The organism is Edaphobacter lichenicola, assembly GCF_014201315.1.
Lineage (GTDB): Bacteria > Acidobacteriota > Terriglobia > Terriglobales > Acidobacteriaceae > Edaphobacter > Edaphobacter lichenicola_B.
In genome coordinates this window covers 318,680-333,663 of the sequence record NZ_JACHDY010000003.1, presented here as the reverse complement: position 1 = coordinate 333,663, position 14,984 = coordinate 318,680, and the positions used below count along the sequence as shown (strand labels likewise).

12 protein-coding genes are annotated in these 14,984 nt (G+C 57.6%); 6 read left to right on the top strand and 6 right to left on the bottom strand.

Going from position 1 to position 14,984, the window contains the following annotated elements:
* Positions 1 to 9 precede the first annotated feature (9 nt).
* The 5 genes from HDF09_RS12665 to HDF09_RS12645 all read left to right on the top strand — a co-directional run bounded on the left by HDF09_RS12665 (position 10) and on the right by HDF09_RS12645 (position 5,357).
* Positions 10 to 435 (top strand): BrxA/BrxB family bacilliredoxin, encoded by a 426-nt coding sequence (locus HDF09_RS12665; protein WP_183766776.1) that lies wholly within the window; start codon positions 10 to 12, stop codon positions 433 to 435.
* 114 nt (positions 436 to 549) lie between these two features.
* The gene (locus tag HDF09_RS12660; protein ID WP_183766774.1) at positions 550 to 1,554 is read left to right on the top strand and encodes a sigma 54-interacting transcriptional regulator; all 1,005 of its coding nucleotides are present in this window, start codon (positions 550 to 552) and stop codon (positions 1,552 to 1,554) included.
* Between the two features lie 48 nt (positions 1,555 to 1,602).
* Positions 1,603 to 3,408 (top strand): DUF885 domain-containing protein, encoded by a 1,806-nt coding sequence (locus tag HDF09_RS12655; RefSeq protein WP_183766772.1) that lies wholly within the window; start codon positions 1,603 to 1,605, stop codon positions 3,406 to 3,408.
* A gap of 36 nt (positions 3,409 to 3,444) precedes the next feature.
* Positions 3,445 to 4,296: a pyrroline-5-carboxylate reductase gene (gene proC / locus HDF09_RS12650; RefSeq protein ID WP_183766769.1), complete on the top strand. Its 852-nt coding sequence runs from the start codon at positions 3,445 to 3,447 to the stop codon at positions 4,294 to 4,296.
* Positions 4,297 to 4,373: 77 nt separating this feature from the next.
* Positions 4,374 to 5,357 carry a COX15/CtaA family protein gene (locus HDF09_RS12645; RefSeq protein WP_183766768.1) on the top strand — a complete coding sequence of 328 codons (984 nt, stop codon included), beginning with the start codon at positions 4,374 to 4,376 and terminating at the stop codon, positions 5,355 to 5,357.
* A gap of 69 nt (positions 5,358 to 5,426) precedes the next feature.
* Here HDF09_RS12645 and HDF09_RS12640 read toward each other — a convergent pair whose 3' ends face one another.
* The 4 genes from HDF09_RS12640 to HDF09_RS12625 all read right to left on the bottom strand — a co-directional run bounded on the left by HDF09_RS12640 (position 5,427) and on the right by HDF09_RS12625 (position 7,287).
* A complete protein-coding gene (locus tag HDF09_RS12640; RefSeq protein WP_183766766.1) occupies positions 5,427 to 5,762 on the bottom strand; it encodes a hypothetical protein in 336 nt (111 codons plus the stop codon).
* Between the two features lie 403 nt (positions 5,763 to 6,165).
* Positions 6,166 to 6,369, bottom strand: coding sequence for a hypothetical protein (locus HDF09_RS12635; RefSeq protein ID WP_183766764.1), 204 nt, complete (start codon positions 6,367 to 6,369; stop codon positions 6,166 to 6,168).
* Entirely contained in the window at positions 6,366 to 6,701 is a 336-nt protein-coding gene (locus HDF09_RS12630) for a hypothetical protein (protein WP_183766762.1), read from the bottom strand. The genes HDF09_RS12635 and HDF09_RS12630 overlap by 4 nt, the downstream gene beginning before the upstream one ends.
* A gap of 10 nt (positions 6,702 to 6,711) precedes the next feature.
* Positions 6,712 to 7,287 (bottom strand): RNA polymerase sigma factor, encoded by a 576-nt coding sequence (locus HDF09_RS12625; protein ID WP_183766760.1) that lies wholly within the window; start codon positions 7,285 to 7,287, stop codon positions 6,712 to 6,714.
* 161 nt (positions 7,288 to 7,448) lie between these two features.
* Between HDF09_RS12625 and ppk1 the strand changes: the two genes are divergently transcribed.
* Entirely contained in the window at positions 7,449 to 9,614 is a 2,166-nt protein-coding gene (gene ppk1 / locus HDF09_RS12620) for a polyphosphate kinase 1 (RefSeq protein WP_183766758.1), read from the top strand.
* Between the two features lie 256 nt (positions 9,615 to 9,870).
* Here ppk1 and HDF09_RS12615 read toward each other — a convergent pair whose 3' ends face one another.
* Together HDF09_RS12615 and HDF09_RS12610 are read right to left on the bottom strand one after the other, a co-directional pair.
* Positions 9,871 to 12,798, bottom strand: coding sequence for a protease pro-enzyme activation domain-containing protein (locus HDF09_RS12615; protein ID WP_183766756.1), 2,928 nt, complete (start codon positions 12,796 to 12,798; stop codon positions 9,871 to 9,873).
* Between the two features lie 327 nt (positions 12,799 to 13,125).
* Positions 13,126 to 14,946, bottom strand: a complete 1,821-nt coding sequence (locus tag HDF09_RS12610) for an acyl-CoA dehydrogenase family protein (protein WP_183766754.1) — start codon at positions 14,944 to 14,946, stop codon at positions 13,126 to 13,128.
* Positions 14,947 to 14,984: the final 38 nt, after the last annotated feature.

Sequence of the window (14,984 nt, the reverse complement as noted above, 5' to 3'; positions counted from 1 at the left end):
GAGAATGTTATGTATCCAGAGATTATGGTGATTCCAATGCGCGAGGAGCTGACGCGCGCAGGCTTGACGGAGGCCCGCAGTGCGGCCGAGGTGGATGCCGCAGTTGCAAAGCCGGGAACAACGATGGTGGTGGTCAACTCCATCTGCGGCTGTGCAGCCGGCAAGATGCGTCCAGGAGTTCGTCTGGCGATGCAGCACACCGCGAAGCCTGATCACTCCGTAACGGTCTTCGCAGGCCAGGACCGCGAAGCCACCGAGAAGGCACGCAGCTACTTCGGGGGACATCCGCCCACCTCGCCCGCCATTGCGATCCTGCGCGACGGCCAGCTCGTCTACCTCATGCAACGTTCGGCGATCGAGACCTCGACCGCCCCGGCGATTGCGCAGGAGCTTCAGCGCGCCTTTGACACCTACTGCGCCCCAACCACCGCCTAATCGGGAAGTTGTTGAAATCCAAGGCCGGAGACTCGCTGCTGCATGGGGCGGTCTCCGGTTTTTCATGTCTGCGGGCTGAACGGAAGATAGATTCTGCCGATGTAAGAAACAGCCATGTCGATCACACGATCTACCACCATCCTTGATCCTTCTCCTGAGCCTGTCGAAGAGCCCTGGCCCGAGGGGAGTGGTCTCGAGATCGTGGGTTCCAGTGCGGAGATGCGCAGGCTGCGGTTGCAGGTGCGGCGGATCGGCCCACACTTCCGAACAGTGCTCGTACATGGTGAGGCCGGAACGGGAAAGGAACAGGTGGCTCGTGCGCTCCACGGAATGAGCCACGCCGCCGATGGCCCGTTCGTGGTCTGTCATGGAGCCGCTCTTGAAGAGGCAATCGCCGGACATCTGAAGGAGAACGACTGGAGCGCGCACCCCGCAGATGCTATCGGTTGTCTAACCAGAATGGCGCAGCGTGGAACCCTCTTTCTCGATGGAATCCACGAGATGCCGCTCCAGACCCAGCTTCGTCTGCTGCGTCTGTTACGCCGGCACGACGTGACCCAGAGTCACCTCGAAGCCCGCAGGCACGACCTGCGAATGATCGCCGCGACCAGCGAAAACCTCAAGATATTAGCCTCCGCCGGCAGATTCCAACCGGAGCTCTACCAGCGATTCGCCATGGTTGAAATTACCCTGCCGCCACTGCGGGACCGTAGAGAAGACATTCCGGATCTGACGAAGTTTTTTATGTCTCAGCTCGCACCGCTCTACGAGAGAAAGGTGCCAGCAGTCTCTGACGAAGCAATGGAGCGAATGCTGAGCTACAACTGGCCGGGAAATGTAAGCGAGCTGAAGGGTGTTGTGCGGAGCAGCCTGTCGCAGGTTGAGGGCGATAGGCTCGAATCGCATCATCTGCCGATGCTCGCCGAGGAGAGTACGCCAGCATCCATACCAGATGGGACGGCAACGAGCGCAAGGCTGCAGGATGTGATCGAGCAGCATGTGCTGCGCGTGTTGAAGGGCTGTGGCGGCAACAAGGTACGCGCGGCGGAGATGCTGGGAATCAGCCGCTCGACGCTCTACCGGATGCTGGACGCCTCCGCTTCGACAATCTTGCAATAAAGCCTCATCCTCGCCACGATAGACTGAAGGTCAGGTTGAGGACAAAGTATGACGAGATTGTGGCGAAGCCGCGCGAGCGGGTGGGTACTAGTTTGTTGTTTCTGCGTAACGCCAAAGGTGGTGCAGGGTCAGTCGACAGCCACGGCGCCAGTCGCCACATCCGCTGCCGCGCCGAGCAAAGCGTTATCCGCGCTCTTCACCCAGATCTGGGAGGACCGGCTCAAGCGCTCGCCCGAGTTTGCTTCCTCGATCGGCGATAAACGCTACAACGACCAACTGACGGACTACTCGACCCAGGCATTGAACGCGGCCTTAGCCCGTGGACGCGACCACATTCAGAAGCTCTCGGAGATCGATACCACCGGCCTCACAGACCAGGAAAAGCTCTCGGCGGATCTGATGCTGCGTCAGTTGATCGAGCAACAGGAGGCGGCGAAGTTCAAAGAGTGGGAGATGCCTGTCAATCAGTTCTACGGCTTCCACACCGAGCTTCCGCAGCTTCCAGACCGGCTTCAATTCGACTCGGTCAAAGACTACGACGACTACATCACGCGGCTCAAAAAAGTTCCCAATGCCTTCTCGCAGATCATGACCAACATGCAGCTTGGAGCCGACGAAGGCCGCGTTCAGGTGCAGTATCTGATGGAGAAGGTGCTGGTGCAGACTCTGGCCTTGGCGAATCAGAAGCCGGAGGAGAGCCCGTTTGCGCAGCCTCTCAAGAAATTCCCCAAGACGGTAAGCGAGGCAGAGCAGAAGCGGATTTCATCGGAGATGCTTGATGCTATCTCCACCGACGTCCTGCCATCCTACAAACGCTTTGCCGGATTCCTGAAGGCCGAGTACATTCCGAAATCTCGCAAAGAGATTGGTGCCTCCGCGCTGCCGGATGGTGAGGCTTACTATACCTTTCGCATTCGACAGAGCACCACGTTGAGCAAGTCCGCCGCGGAGATCCATCAGATCGGACTCGACGAGGTGAAGCGCGACGAGACCGAGATGCTGGCCATCGTGAAGAGCCTTGGCTTCTCTGACATCAAGAGCTTCAGCGCAGCGCTCAAGACAAATCCGAAGGAACATCCAGCCTCTCCCGAAGCCCTGATCGAGGACTACAAAGGGTACATCGCCGGCATGAAGCCGAAGCTGCCTGATCTGTTCGGCCGTCTCCCGAGGGCTCCATTGGAGATCGTCCCCGTACCCGTGTACATGGAAAAAGATCAGTCAGCTGCCTACTACGACAATGGCACGCCCGATGGCAGCAGGCCCGGCCGGGTCTATGTGAACGAGTACAACTTCTCGGAGCGCTCGCTGGCCCCCGTCGAAGCAGTCTCCTATCACGAAGGGATTCCCGGACACCATCTTCAGATCTCAATCGCGCAGGAGCTTACCGGCATTCCGGAGTTTAGAAAGTACACCTACTACACGGCCTACACCGAAGGCTGGGGCCTCTATAGCGAACGGCTCGGCAAGGACGTCGGGTTCTACAAGGACCCCTACAGCGACTACGGAAGGCTCGAAGCCGACATCTGGCGCGCGATCCGGCTGGTCGTCGACACCGGCGTGCACTCCGAGCACTGGACGCGCCAGCAGATGGTCGGCTACTTCCACGATCACTCCGCCATCGACGAGACCAACATCCAGGCTGAGGTCGATCGCTACATTGCATGGCCGGCGCAGGCGCTGGGCTACAAGATGGGGCAGTTGAAGATCCTCGAGCTGCGGGAGCGCGCGAAGACGGCGCTGGGCCCGAAGTTCGACATCAAGGCGTTTCACGATGAGGTACTCGACTCCGGCGCACTGCCGATGGACGTACTGGAGCAGCGCGTCGATGCCTGGATCGCTGCGCAGAAGAAGTAGCTGCGTAGAAAAAGCCCACTCTGATAGCCTTTGGGGATGAGCGAGAGCTATGAAGTGATGGTTTCGGCTCCGGTAATGCCGGGGTTGCGGGTCGCAGTATTGGGCGCAGGGAAGATGGGCGGCATTCTGCTGCAGGCCTTCTTGAAGAACAACCTGCTTGCACCGGAGCAGATCTTTGCTACGGTCCAGCATGCCGAGCGAGCGCAGGCATTGTCGGCGCAGTTTGGCGTCGAGGTGACGACAGATAATCTTGCAGCAGCGCAGCAGGCAGATGTGATTCTGCTCGGAGTAAAACCCACACAAGTCCCTGCGCTGATCGAAGAGATCAGGCCGGCGCTGACTCCGAAGAAGACCGTGCTGTCGTTTGCGGCCTCTGTAAAGACTCGAAGTATCGAAGAGGGCGCAGGATGCGAACTTGCTGTGATCCGCGCGATGCCGAACACCCCAGCGATGCTGGCTGCGGGTATTACGGCTCTCTGCAGCGGCCGTTTCGTCTCGGCGGAGCAGATGGCGGTAGCGCAGAAGATCTTCCAGACGGTCGGCCGAACGGTCGTCGTCGATGAGAAGCACATGGATGCGGTCACTGGCCTCTCAGGCTCGGGGCCGGCATTCCTCTACATCATTATCGAGGCCCTCGCCGAAGCCGGCGTGAACGTAGGGCTGCCGCGCGATGTAGCGACGCTGCTCGCGGCACAGACGACACTAGGCTCCGCCAGGATGGTGCTCGAGACGGGATATCATCCTGCGCTACTCAAGGACGCCGTGACCACCCCCGCCGGATGTACGGTAGACGGCATTCTGGAACTCGAAGAGGGTGGCCTCCGCGTAACTCTGATCAAAGCAGTAAAGCGAGCGACCCAGCGGGCGAAGGAGTTGGCAAACGGCTAGTCCTATCTCCTCCCCGGCAAAGAAGCGCAGCGCCACGCTTTGAAAACAGCGGAGTCAAAGCTGGGTAGAATAGTGATATGGCTACGGCTGGAGCGGTAAAGACGCCGGACGGTTCGACAACGACGAGGCTCGAGACCTCTCGAGCGCTGGTGCGGTTTGCCTGGGTCGTGGTCGGCTATAACGTGTTGGTGATCCTCTGGGGAGCACTGGTTCGGGCCACCGGGTCTGGCGCCGGATGTGGAAACCACTGGCCGCTCTGCAATGGACAAGTGATTCCGCTGTCGCCGCGCATCGACACCATCATTGAGTTCACCCATCGGTGCATGACCGGCGGTTCGACATTTCTCGTCGTTGGGCTACTGATCTGGACGTTTCGCGGAACCCTCAAAGGGCAGGCAGCACGAACTCTCGCCGTCGTGTCCATGGTCTTGCTGTTGAACGAGGCGTTCCTCGGTGCGCTGCTGGTGAAGCTGGGGTACGTGACCGGCAATCAGTCTATGGGGCGAGTGGTGGTGCTCTCCATTCACCTCAGCAATACTCTGCTGCTTCTCGCCGCGTTGACCCTTACTGCCCGGCTTCTCGGGACAGGACAGCGATGGACTGAACTCAGCGGAAGCGGAGCAAGAAAACTGTGGGCACTCCTGGGGCTTGGGGCCACGCTGATCGTCGGCGTTAGCGGGTCGCTCGCGGCATTGGGAGATACCTTGTTCCCTGCTTCTTCGTTGCGCGCGGCGTTCGCTCAGGACTTTGCACCAAACTCGCCCTGGCTCCTGCGGCTGCGAGGCGTACACCCGGTCAGCGCTGTGATTGCAGCAGCATTCGTGCTCTGGCTCGTGGCGCAGGCCAGACGCGCAGGTGCAGGACGCGTCGCCGGAGTTGTGCTGTCTCTCCTCTGCTTCCAGTTCGCGCTCGGACTCGCGGACGTCCTGCTGCTGGCTCCCGTATGGATGCAGATTCTGCATCTGCTGGGAGCGGATCTCTACTGGGTAGCTCTCGTAGCGCTGGCAACAACGGTAGTGTGGCCGAAGCGGATCTCAGATGGAAGATATAGAGCAAATTGAGACGCACCTCTCTGACCCCCGCCAACAAAGCAGAGGCTCAAAGAGGTAGCTCTATAGCCGCGTGGGATACTACTGCGGAGTAGGCTTACCCGCGATCTTATCGCCGACCTTCTCGGTTCCGTGGGCCGTGTCCTTGGCCGCAGCCTTGGTGCCATGACCGATATCTTTGCCAACGGTCTTGGTTCCATCAGCTGTCTTATCGGCCGCTGTCTTCGTCCCGCTGACGGTCTTGTGGTAGACCTTCTTCGTGCCGGAGGCGGTCTTCTCGGATCCCTTGGCGATGGCGTGGCCTGTATCTTTGGTTGCGTCTTTGGTGTCGGTTCCCGCAGCCTTCAGATCGTGACCGGCGCTATCCTGAGCGAGGGCAAAGCTGGCTGAAGTGGATACGGCGAGCGCAGACGCCAAAATGAAAGATCTTAGTTTTCTAACTTGCATATGTCTCCTTGAGTTTGAACAAACCTTTTACTGGATAGAGTATCGGTTCAGGAAAAGCGATTCATAAAAGACACGGCATCTCACTCTCGGACCCCGCCCCATGAGGCGAATCCTATAAGAGTCAGGGTAGTGTCAAATAGGCACGCTGCTTGAGTCATGATGGCTACAACATCTCTATAGTATCTTTGCAGCGTTCGAGAGGTAACCTGTTCAAAACTGCGACGGACCTGTGTTGAACGGCTGCATAAATGCGATCTTCTTGAAACTATACAGACATTCGAAGCAGAAAGTGAACATCCACTAAGCGGTACCTTGAGTCCGCATGCGCACCTATGGGTTCACGTTCTTCGTCGAAGTAACGCCTGCGCGCCGGTTAGTCCGATCTGCGGAGCTGCTGGTTCTTGATCAAAAGCTCTGCGACCAGCCGATGAAGACGAGCGTTCTCCATCTCGAGCTCGCCAACACGGTCATTGAAGTCAGCGGATGGTCGACTATAGATCGAGGAAGAAGACTTCATACGTCCGCCAGGCTCCATCTCTTCTCCAGTCTCGATGCGGCTTGTTTCCATCTCGTTCATATCTGCGTCTCCGCATGCGAGGCGAAGGGTGCACGGCCGCAACGCATCCCCTTGCGAAACTTCTCGCGGTCCTCTGGAGTCATACGATCCCAGCGATCTTTCATACCCTGTCTCCATCGGTTTCGGCCTCCGCCGTGACGATGAAAACCGCCAAAGAGAACCTTGCTGAGCACAAACAGGCCAAGCCCTTGCCAGAACGTGATCATGTGCCATCCGAAGATCGGCGGCATAAGTGCATTCCATAAACTCTTGACCACAAAGCCCAGCACGACGCTGGCAACCACGGCGAACAGTGCGATCTTTACTGCTTTAATTGCTGGATGATGCCCCATGTATGACTCCTTATTTCTTAACAAAATCTTCGTAGATCAGCTGCAGCCTTTGGCGCAGATGTGTAACGGCATAGTGCTTTCGCGAGAGCAGCGTGTTGACGCTGAGACCGGTTTCGGCGGATATCTCTTTGAAGCTCTGCCCCTGCAACTCATGTGCAATGAAAACCTCACGCTGCGCCTCCGGCAACTCTTCAAGAGCTTCTTCCAATGCTTCGAGCAGTAAACTCCTTGCATAAACCGCCTCTGGCCCGGCATCGGCCGAAGGAAGCAGGTCTTCCAGCGTGCCGCCATCCTCTTCAGCCGACGCCGGACTGTTGAGCGAGGCAGGCTTATTCCTGCGGAAGAGATCGACCATCCGATTACGAGCCACGCGAAAGAGCCAAGCAGTCACATGCTCTACGGGCTTCATCAGGCGATAGGCCTCAAGGAGTTCGTAGAAGACGTCCTGAAGAATGTCCTCCGCCTCGCCCGTGTCGGCGACATGCTTGCGGATGAAGCTGCGCAGCCTGGGCCGGTCTCTCTCCAACGCCTGAGAGATCAGCCGGTCTTGCTCGATAATGCTCCAATTGCCCGGAACGTCAGTCATCTACAGGTGTAGACGGATAAGGCCAACAAATATTTTACGGTGGCCAGGATTTGTTTTCCGGCCTTTTGCGGCGCTGGCGACCGCCCCTAAGCGACGCCGCCGATATTTCACGCTTGTTCATACTTAGGATTCACGCTGTTGCGGTAATCTTTTAGACCTCTATGACTGCTACGAAGCGAGCTACCGGAAGCCCAGCCAGCGCCAGGAAAACCACTGCGAAGGTGGTCGAAAATCTCTTTTTTAGCCGCGACGAGTCCTGGATGCGGTTCAACCAGCGCGTGCTCGAAGAAGCGCAGGACGAGACCAACCCGCTGTTGGAACGGGTAAAGTTCCTCGCGATTACCGCCAGCAACCTCGATGAGTTCGTGGAGATCAGGGTCGCCGGCTTCCTTCAGCGGATCGAGGATGGTTACAATCTCGCACAGCCGCCAGACGAGGGCGGACTCACCCCGCAGGAACGGCTCGACGGATTGATGGAGCGGATTCATCAATTCGTAGTGGCACAGTACCAATGCTGGAATGAACAGCTCCTGCCAGCGATGCATGCCGCAAAGATTCGCGTACTGCGCTGGAGCCAGTTGAGCGACGCAGCACGAAAGCAGGCGCTGGACTTCTACGAGGACGAAGTCGACCCCTTGCTGACGCCGGTGACCATCGATCCTTCTCATCCTTTTCCCAGGGTGCTCAACAAGGCACTCTGCATCGGTCTCCTGCTGAAACACAAACGACGCGGAGTAAAGGCGGCGACGGCCTTGGGTGTCGTGACCGTTCCTCGCGCCCTTCCGCGTCTGGTCCCGCTTAAGAGTACAGACGGCAACTGCGATTTCATCCTGTTGCATGAACTGGTGGAGTCTCAAGTAGAGCGGATGTTCCGCGGATACGAGGTCCTGTCCCGATCGGCATTTCGCGTCACCCGCAACAGCAATCTCTACATGCAGGAGGAGGAATCCCGCTCCGTGCTGGAAAGTGTTCGCGCTGAGTTACATAATCGGCGAAAGGGCGACGCCGTCCGAATGGAGATTGAAAGCTCAGCGGTCGAAGAGATCGTCGAGCGGCTGCGGATCAACTTCGAGCTCGAGCCGGAGCAGGTATTCAGGACGGACGGACCAGTGAATCTGTCGCGCCTGATGAATCTCTACTCCGAAGTGAAGCGGCCCCAGCTGAAGTATCCGGCTTTCGTTGCGAAGGAGTTCAAACTCAGCGCAAAGTCCACCGATATCTTCGACGAGATGCGAAAACGAGATGTGATGCTGCATCATCCCTTCGACTCGTACAAGACCGTGGAGGAGTTCATCGAGGCCGGAGCGCAGGATCCCAGTGTGATCTCGATGAAGCAGACACTCTATCGCACAAGCAAAGATTCGCCGATCTTCACGGCTCTCACCGAGGCTGGACAGAGTAAAGAGGTGACCGTCGTCGTTGAGCTGATGGCGCGCTTCGACGAAGACTCCAACATCCGATGGGCGCGAGAGCTTGAGGACGCAGGTGTCGGTGTCTTTCACGGCATCTTCGGATTGAAGACCCACTGCAAGCTGTCTCTTCTGGTACGCCGCGATCCGGACGGCGTGGTGCGGCGGTACGTACACCTTGGGACAGGAAACTACAACCCGGTCACCGCGCGCTTTTATACCGATATCAGCCTCCTGACCTCGAAGCCGGAGCTGACGAGTGAGGTACAGAAGGTCTTCAACTACCTCACCGCCGAAACCGAGTCGGAAGCCTATAAACCGCTGTTGGTAGCACCGTTGACACTCGCGGATGGCTTGGTTGCCCTCATCGAAAGAGAGGCGGCACATGCCAAGGCTAGCCGTCCTGCGTCGATCATCGCCAAGATGAACGGCCTGCTCGATCGGCGAACGGTAGAGGCCCTGTACGCGGCTTCAAACGCTGGCGTAGAGATCGACCTGATCGTCCGCGGCATGTGTTCCCTGAGGCCTGGCGTCAAGGGCGTGAGCGAGAGAATCCGAGTGCGAAGCATCGTCGGACGCTTTCTAGAACACAGCCGCATCTTCTGCTTCGCAAACGGCGGCAAGGAAGAGATCTACTGTGGAAGCGCTGACTGGATGCCCCGAAATCTTATTGAGCGATGCGAGGTAGTCTTTCCGATAACCCAGCCAGACATTCACAAGCGACTTCGCGAAGAGATTCTAGCCGCCTATCTGGCGGACAACACAAAAGCACGGCTCCTGCAGTCGGATGGTGAGTATGAACGGGCACCGACGACAGGAGCTCCGTTCAGCGCGCAAAACTATTTGATGCGAATTGCCGAGGGCGCGGAGGAGAAGGTTCCCGAAGCGACGAAACACGAAAAGGTCACAACCCACTGATGCGCCATGGTCTGATGCGGTAGCTATTGAGCTTGAGCCGTGCGATTGAATCGCGAAGTTGATGAGAGCGGTCTGGATGGTCGAACCGCCAGTGGCAGCAAGCCGCGGTCAACTCCTGAGTCGATAAGGGTCATACTGCCAGCAGCCAATCCTGTCCCGAAACACCCGTGACGTCTGACGAGCTTCGAAAACATCTCTAAATAATAGAAAGGCCACCCCTTCGAGGGGCGCGGCCAGGAAATCACAACCGCTCCTATTAAGGTACGACGTATGAAATCTGTGCGCTATGCACCAAGGTGCCGCTTATTGCGGTAACCGTGAACGTATAGATACCCTGGGAAGCATTTGTCGTCCCAGCAGGAGGTGTAGTCCCACTGCCTCCACCAGTGGTCGAGGTGTTGGATCCGCATCCGACCGCTGTCAGAGCCGAAATCGTAATCACAGCGGCAAGCAGAGCACCCCAGCGGCGACGACGTGGCAACATTAGGAGACACAACCCAGCAAGAGTAGCGCCAGAGCCAGCCGCATACCATGGCATCCTACCCGCAGGGCCTCGACCAGAAGGCCTCAGTCCAGGCCGGATTGACTTTGCGGTTGTCGTCGGCGCGGAAGCTACAACGACAAACGAAGTGGTTACGCCAGCCGAAGTAGTGATCGAAACTGGCGACACCGAGAAACTAGGCGTCGCGACCATTCCATCATTGTTGCTCGCAGTCAGACTGACCGAGCCCGTAAATCCATTGACCGGCGTGATCGTAAAGGTAACCCCCGCTGCCGTAGCCCCCGGCTGTACCGACGTCGACGCACCACAAGTCGCAGGGGCGAACGAGAAATCGGGTTTACCCGAAGATGTAGAAGAGACAATATCGACCGAAGCGATCGGCCCGTTTGGATAAAAGTTCGCGTTGTTGTTTGGTCCAAGGAGTGTCCCTTTGGAACCCGCGTAGTTGCTATCGCCGGAGTAGACCGCACTGATATTGTGACCTCCGGAAGAGAGCGAAGACGTAACAAGACTGTAGCTCGCGGTTCCGCCGGACAGGGTGACAGTGTCACCTGCCACAGCTGCATTATCGACAAAAAACTGAACCGAACCTGTTGGCGTTGGACCAGAGGCAGTTCCTGTCACAGCGACACTAAGCGCAAGAGTGCCCGCCGACACAGCACAGAGAGAAGCGCTGGTGGTAAGCGCCGTCGTACTGATGCTCGTCCCAATACCGCTTCCGGCACCCGTTCCGACTGGCTTAACTCCGCTCCAACCAGTAACGAGTTTATTGACATCGAAGCTGCCTAGGCCCATAGCCAAGTCATAGCCAGTTGTTGCGAAGTAGCCAATCGCTCCTCCGTTCGGGCAGTCCGGCGTTCCTTGCGTGCAAGTGACCGTGTTGCTTCCGGCAATCGTGTCATGGAAGACGGTACTGTAGGTTGGGCCATTCAAAAAGCCATAGAGGGTCGGTCCAATATTTCCAAGTCCGCCGGTCGCCGCGGAACCGAGCTGCTGTTCGACAAGGGCAAGAATTCCGGCGAAGGAGGGCGCAACAAACGAGGTCCCGCCAAACACGTTCGGTTGACCGTTAGAGGAGAGGAAGCCATTGACACAGGGAGTCTCCCCTTGTCCGTCCCCGGAGCTGCAGACCAGGTAACCATCATGCAGAGCCGCCGCATTGAGAGAAATATCAGGAAGATCCCGGGAAGAGTCGTTGGGGACACCTAAGCCTGTCTGCCACCCTGGTTTTGAAAAGAAAGCGCTGACACCGCCACCCCCTGCACCCCCCGCGGTGAGTCCCCCCGACCCCGAGGTTTCGTTCCAGGGCTGTTCCGGAATGTATGAGATCGCTGAGCCACCGTCGCTGGCATTATTGCTATTCCAGTATTGGGCTGAATCATTCACATCCCCGCTGAACATCGTCCCGCCTGCAGAGGTGACATAGGGAGAGCTGGAAGGAAAGTCAACGTTAAGCCCCTCTGTCGCAAGACCGGTCACATCGCAGTCGGTAGCACCGGCATCGCCAGAGGAACTAACTACAGTCTGCCCCTGCGCGTTCGCCTGCGCCAGCAGACTGTTGTAGCTCGCCAGCATAGCGGTCCCCCACCCGCTCTCGCACAAGCCGTAGCTGATCGTGATAATCGGAGCGACCTTGTTGTCGATGGCGTAAGTCAGAGAATCCGCAAAGATGTTATTGCTGCTGTAAACATAAAGAATCGTAGCTCCGGGAGCGGCCGCACTAGACCACTCCACATCGAGATGGGCTTCATCAACATCGCTCGCCGAAACCCCGGCATCAGAGCCGCCAGCAGGAATAGCAGACTGCAGCTTGAGATTGATCGCGGGCAAACCAGCCGCCGTACGAAACTGGGCCACATTCGCGTCCGGAAGAACATTGCCTGAATTAATATCCGTATTTCCCATCACAGCAATCGTCACGCCCGTGCCATTGATCGGCGTGGAAGCTGTAAGAAGAGGATTTTCGTCGTAAATTGTGTAGAAATCAGCCGGCGAAATGTAATGACTTGTAACTCCGCTCACAGTCTGCGTGTAGTGGGGCTGCGATGGATCAATCGAAGGAACATTCCGCGCCAGCGAGTGAGGTTTCGCCTTGAAGTCATTAAGCCCAACAATCGAAGTTACAACCCCCGCAATGGCAGACGGAAGGACCGGATCGGCGACATTCGAAAAATGAGCTTCCCCATTGAGCGAAAGATTGTGAATCGAGGTCCCGAACGCTTGCTGTGCCTGCGCAACCGTGCCTGAAAAAGAGATAAAGGTAGAGCTGCGGGCCGTCCGGGTGATCGTGAATCCCTGACTCGTAAGCCAGGCGGAGACCTTCGCAACGTCCGCGCTGCTGAGCCCAAACCGCGCCCCAAACTGCTCCGGCGTCAGCCACTGGTGATAACTCGCCGAACTGGGGTTCAACTGATTCGCAAGTAGCAGAGTCAGATCGGCCTGTTGAGCCGGCGTCATACTGAAGCGCAGCGACATCGATTCCAGCTTCTTATCGGCTGGAGCAGTACCCAGGTCAGTCGCACGCTGCGCCCGACTCACAACTGTGCCTGACACAGGCGTGCGAACTCCGTCGTTGGCAGCACTAGCAATTCGGTTCTGGACTACTGCCTGAGCAAAAGGGCTAAACGCGAAGGCAAAGAGGGCGACGGGGGCGATCAGATGAGAGAGAAGGCGGCTGCGCATTGGAATATTCTTCTACCTTACTACCGGGGTTACGGGGTGGCCTGCTGCTCCACACACTAAGATCGACTGGCCCGACGAACCAGAATGGGGCTGAGGTACTTGCTTAGACAGACGATAAAAGAAAATGTTGCGTTTACAGAGGGAAAGAGATTATTTCGTCTCTTCGATTGTGCCATTTCAGGAAGAAAAGCTGAAGCCGAGAGCCGCCGCCAGCCTGCCGCGGACGTCCAATCGCTCCTCATCCCGATTGCGACCCCCTCATCCCCAACACAAAAAACGACCAGCCGAAGAATCAATCGGCTGGTCCTTCTCTTCCATTACATATCTCTAAATGCAGTATCTTCCAGCCTTCAGAACGTGCTGAGCCACCTGCCGACGCAGCTTGATCGTATCCGCCGAGTCGTGCTTCGACAGCCGGCGAAGAATCGTAAGCTGAGTCCGCAGCATATCCCCCTCCGCCACCGCCGCAATCACCTTCCGCGCCGACAGCTCAACCGTAGCCATCGCCTTGTCGGCATAGATCTGCGCCATCGAGACAGGCATAGCCGAAGCCTCCGCCGACTGCCCTTCCGCAATCTTCTCCGCGCGCAGAATCGCACTCTCCATCGCGAACACCTCGATGATCATGTCCGAGATCGCCCCCATCACCTCCTGCTCGTCCGCGATCTGCGTCATATACTTCTGCGTCGCAGCCCCTGCGACAAACAACGTCAGCTTCTTCGCGTTCGCCAGCAGGTTGCGCTCCTCACCCAGCGGACCTTCACGCTCCACCTTCTCGCTCGGCCCCGACATCACCTCATCCATCAGCTTCTTGATCGCCGGCATCAGCGCCAGCTTCCCGCTCATAGCCGACTTCATCAGCCATCCGGTAATGATCAACCGATTGATCTCATTGGTCCCCTCGAAGATCCGATTAATCCGGGCATCGCGATACGCCCGCTCCGCCGGAAACTCCTCAACGTAGCCATAGCCCGCGAAGATCTGCAGCGTCTCATCGACCACCATATCCAGCATCTCGCTCGCCCACACCTTCACAATCGAGCACTCGACGGCGTAGTCCTCAATACGCTTCTGAATCTCCTTCGTATCGTTCTTATCCACACCCGCCAGAGCCTTATCGATCAGCCCCACCGTGCGATAACAGACCGCCCCGCCCACAAAGATGCCGGTAGCGCAGTTCGCAATCTTCTCCTGGATCAACCCGAACTCCGAGATCGACTTGCCGAACGCCTTCCGATCAATCGCATATCGAATCCCATTGTTCAGCGCCATCCGAGCGCCGCCAATCGCGGCATTGCCCAACTTGTACCGCCCCACATTCAGAATGTTGAACGCAATATGGTGGCCCTTCCCCACCTCCCCCAGGAGATTTCCGGCAGGAATCACGCAGTCGGTCAAAATCAGCGGGCACGTGGAGCTGCCGCGAATCCCCAGCTTGTGCTCCTCCTTCCCCTGCGTAAAACCAGGCGTTCCACGCTCGATCAGAAACGCCGTAAGCTTTTCCTTCCCTGCATCCGGACCATCCGGAATCGCACACTTCGCAAAGACCGTAAACAGGTCTGCAAACCCCGCATTCGAGATCCACATCTTCTCGCCATTCAGCGTGTAAGTCTTCCCATCCGCGGACAGCACCGCCTTCGTCTTCGCATTCACCGCATCCGAACCACTCGTCGACTCCGACAGCGCATACGCCGACACAATCTCGCCCGAAGCAATCTTCGGCAGATACTTCTTCTTCTGCTCCGCGTTGCCGTACCAGACCAGCGGCAGGGTACCTATACCGGTATGCGCCGAGAACGCCACCGAAAAGCTCGCCTGTTTCGAGATATTCTCCGCCACGATAGCCGACGTAGCCTTATCCATCTCCAGGCCGCCGTACTCCTCAGGAATATCAACCGCGGTCAGCCCAAGCTCCGCAGCCTCCTTCAGCAGGCGCCTCGTAACCGAAAAGTCCTTCGCCTCAATCGAGTCGGACGCAGGCATAATCTCGTTGACCGCAAAGTTCGCCGTCGTCTCCGCAATCTGTTTATGCTCGTCGGTAAAATCCTCCGGAAAGAAGCAATCCGCAGGCGTCGGGTCGCTGATGAGAAAGCTGCCACCGGCGATGCGGGTAGCGGAGGTCAGGTCGGGGGTCGTCATCGTTGCCATGGTGTTACTCCTTCTGTAGCTTCTGCGCTCAAAGTTGC

Excerpts from the sequence above, each read along its gene's own strand:
- HDF09_RS12665 (WP_183766776.1), top strand. The coding sequence starts at position 10 with ATGTATCCAGAGATTATGGTGATTCCAATGCGCGAGGAGCTGACGCGC.
- HDF09_RS12660 (WP_183766774.1), top strand. The coding sequence starts at position 550 with ATGTCGATCACACGATCTACCACCATCCTTGATCCTTCTCCTGAGCCT.
- HDF09_RS12655 (WP_183766772.1), top strand. The coding sequence starts at position 1,603 with ATGACGAGATTGTGGCGAAGCCGCGCGAGCGGGTGGGTACTAGTTTGT.
- proC (WP_183766769.1), top strand. The coding sequence starts at position 3,445 with ATGAGCGAGAGCTATGAAGTGATGGTTTCGGCTCCGGTAATGCCGGGG.
- HDF09_RS12645 (WP_183766768.1), top strand. The coding sequence starts at position 4,374 with ATGGCTACGGCTGGAGCGGTAAAGACGCCGGACGGTTCGACAACGACG.
- HDF09_RS12635 (WP_183766764.1), bottom strand. The coding sequence starts at position 6,369 with ATGAACGAGATGGAAACAAGCCGCATCGAGACTGGAGAAGAGATGGAG.
- HDF09_RS12630 (WP_183766762.1), bottom strand. The coding sequence starts at position 6,701 with ATGGGGCATCATCCAGCAATTAAAGCAGTAAAGATCGCACTGTTCGCC.
- HDF09_RS12625 (WP_183766760.1), bottom strand. The coding sequence starts at position 7,287 with ATGACTGACGTTCCGGGCAATTGGAGCATTATCGAGCAAGACCGGCTG.
- ppk1 (WP_183766758.1), top strand. The coding sequence starts at position 7,449 with ATGACTGCTACGAAGCGAGCTACCGGAAGCCCAGCCAGCGCCAGGAAA.
- HDF09_RS12615 (WP_183766756.1), bottom strand. The coding sequence starts at position 12,798 with ATGCGCAGCCGCCTTCTCTCTCATCTGATCGCCCCCGTCGCCCTCTTT.
- HDF09_RS12610 (WP_183766754.1), bottom strand. The coding sequence starts at position 14,946 with ATGGCAACGATGACGACCCCCGACCTGACCTCCGCTACCCGCATCGCC.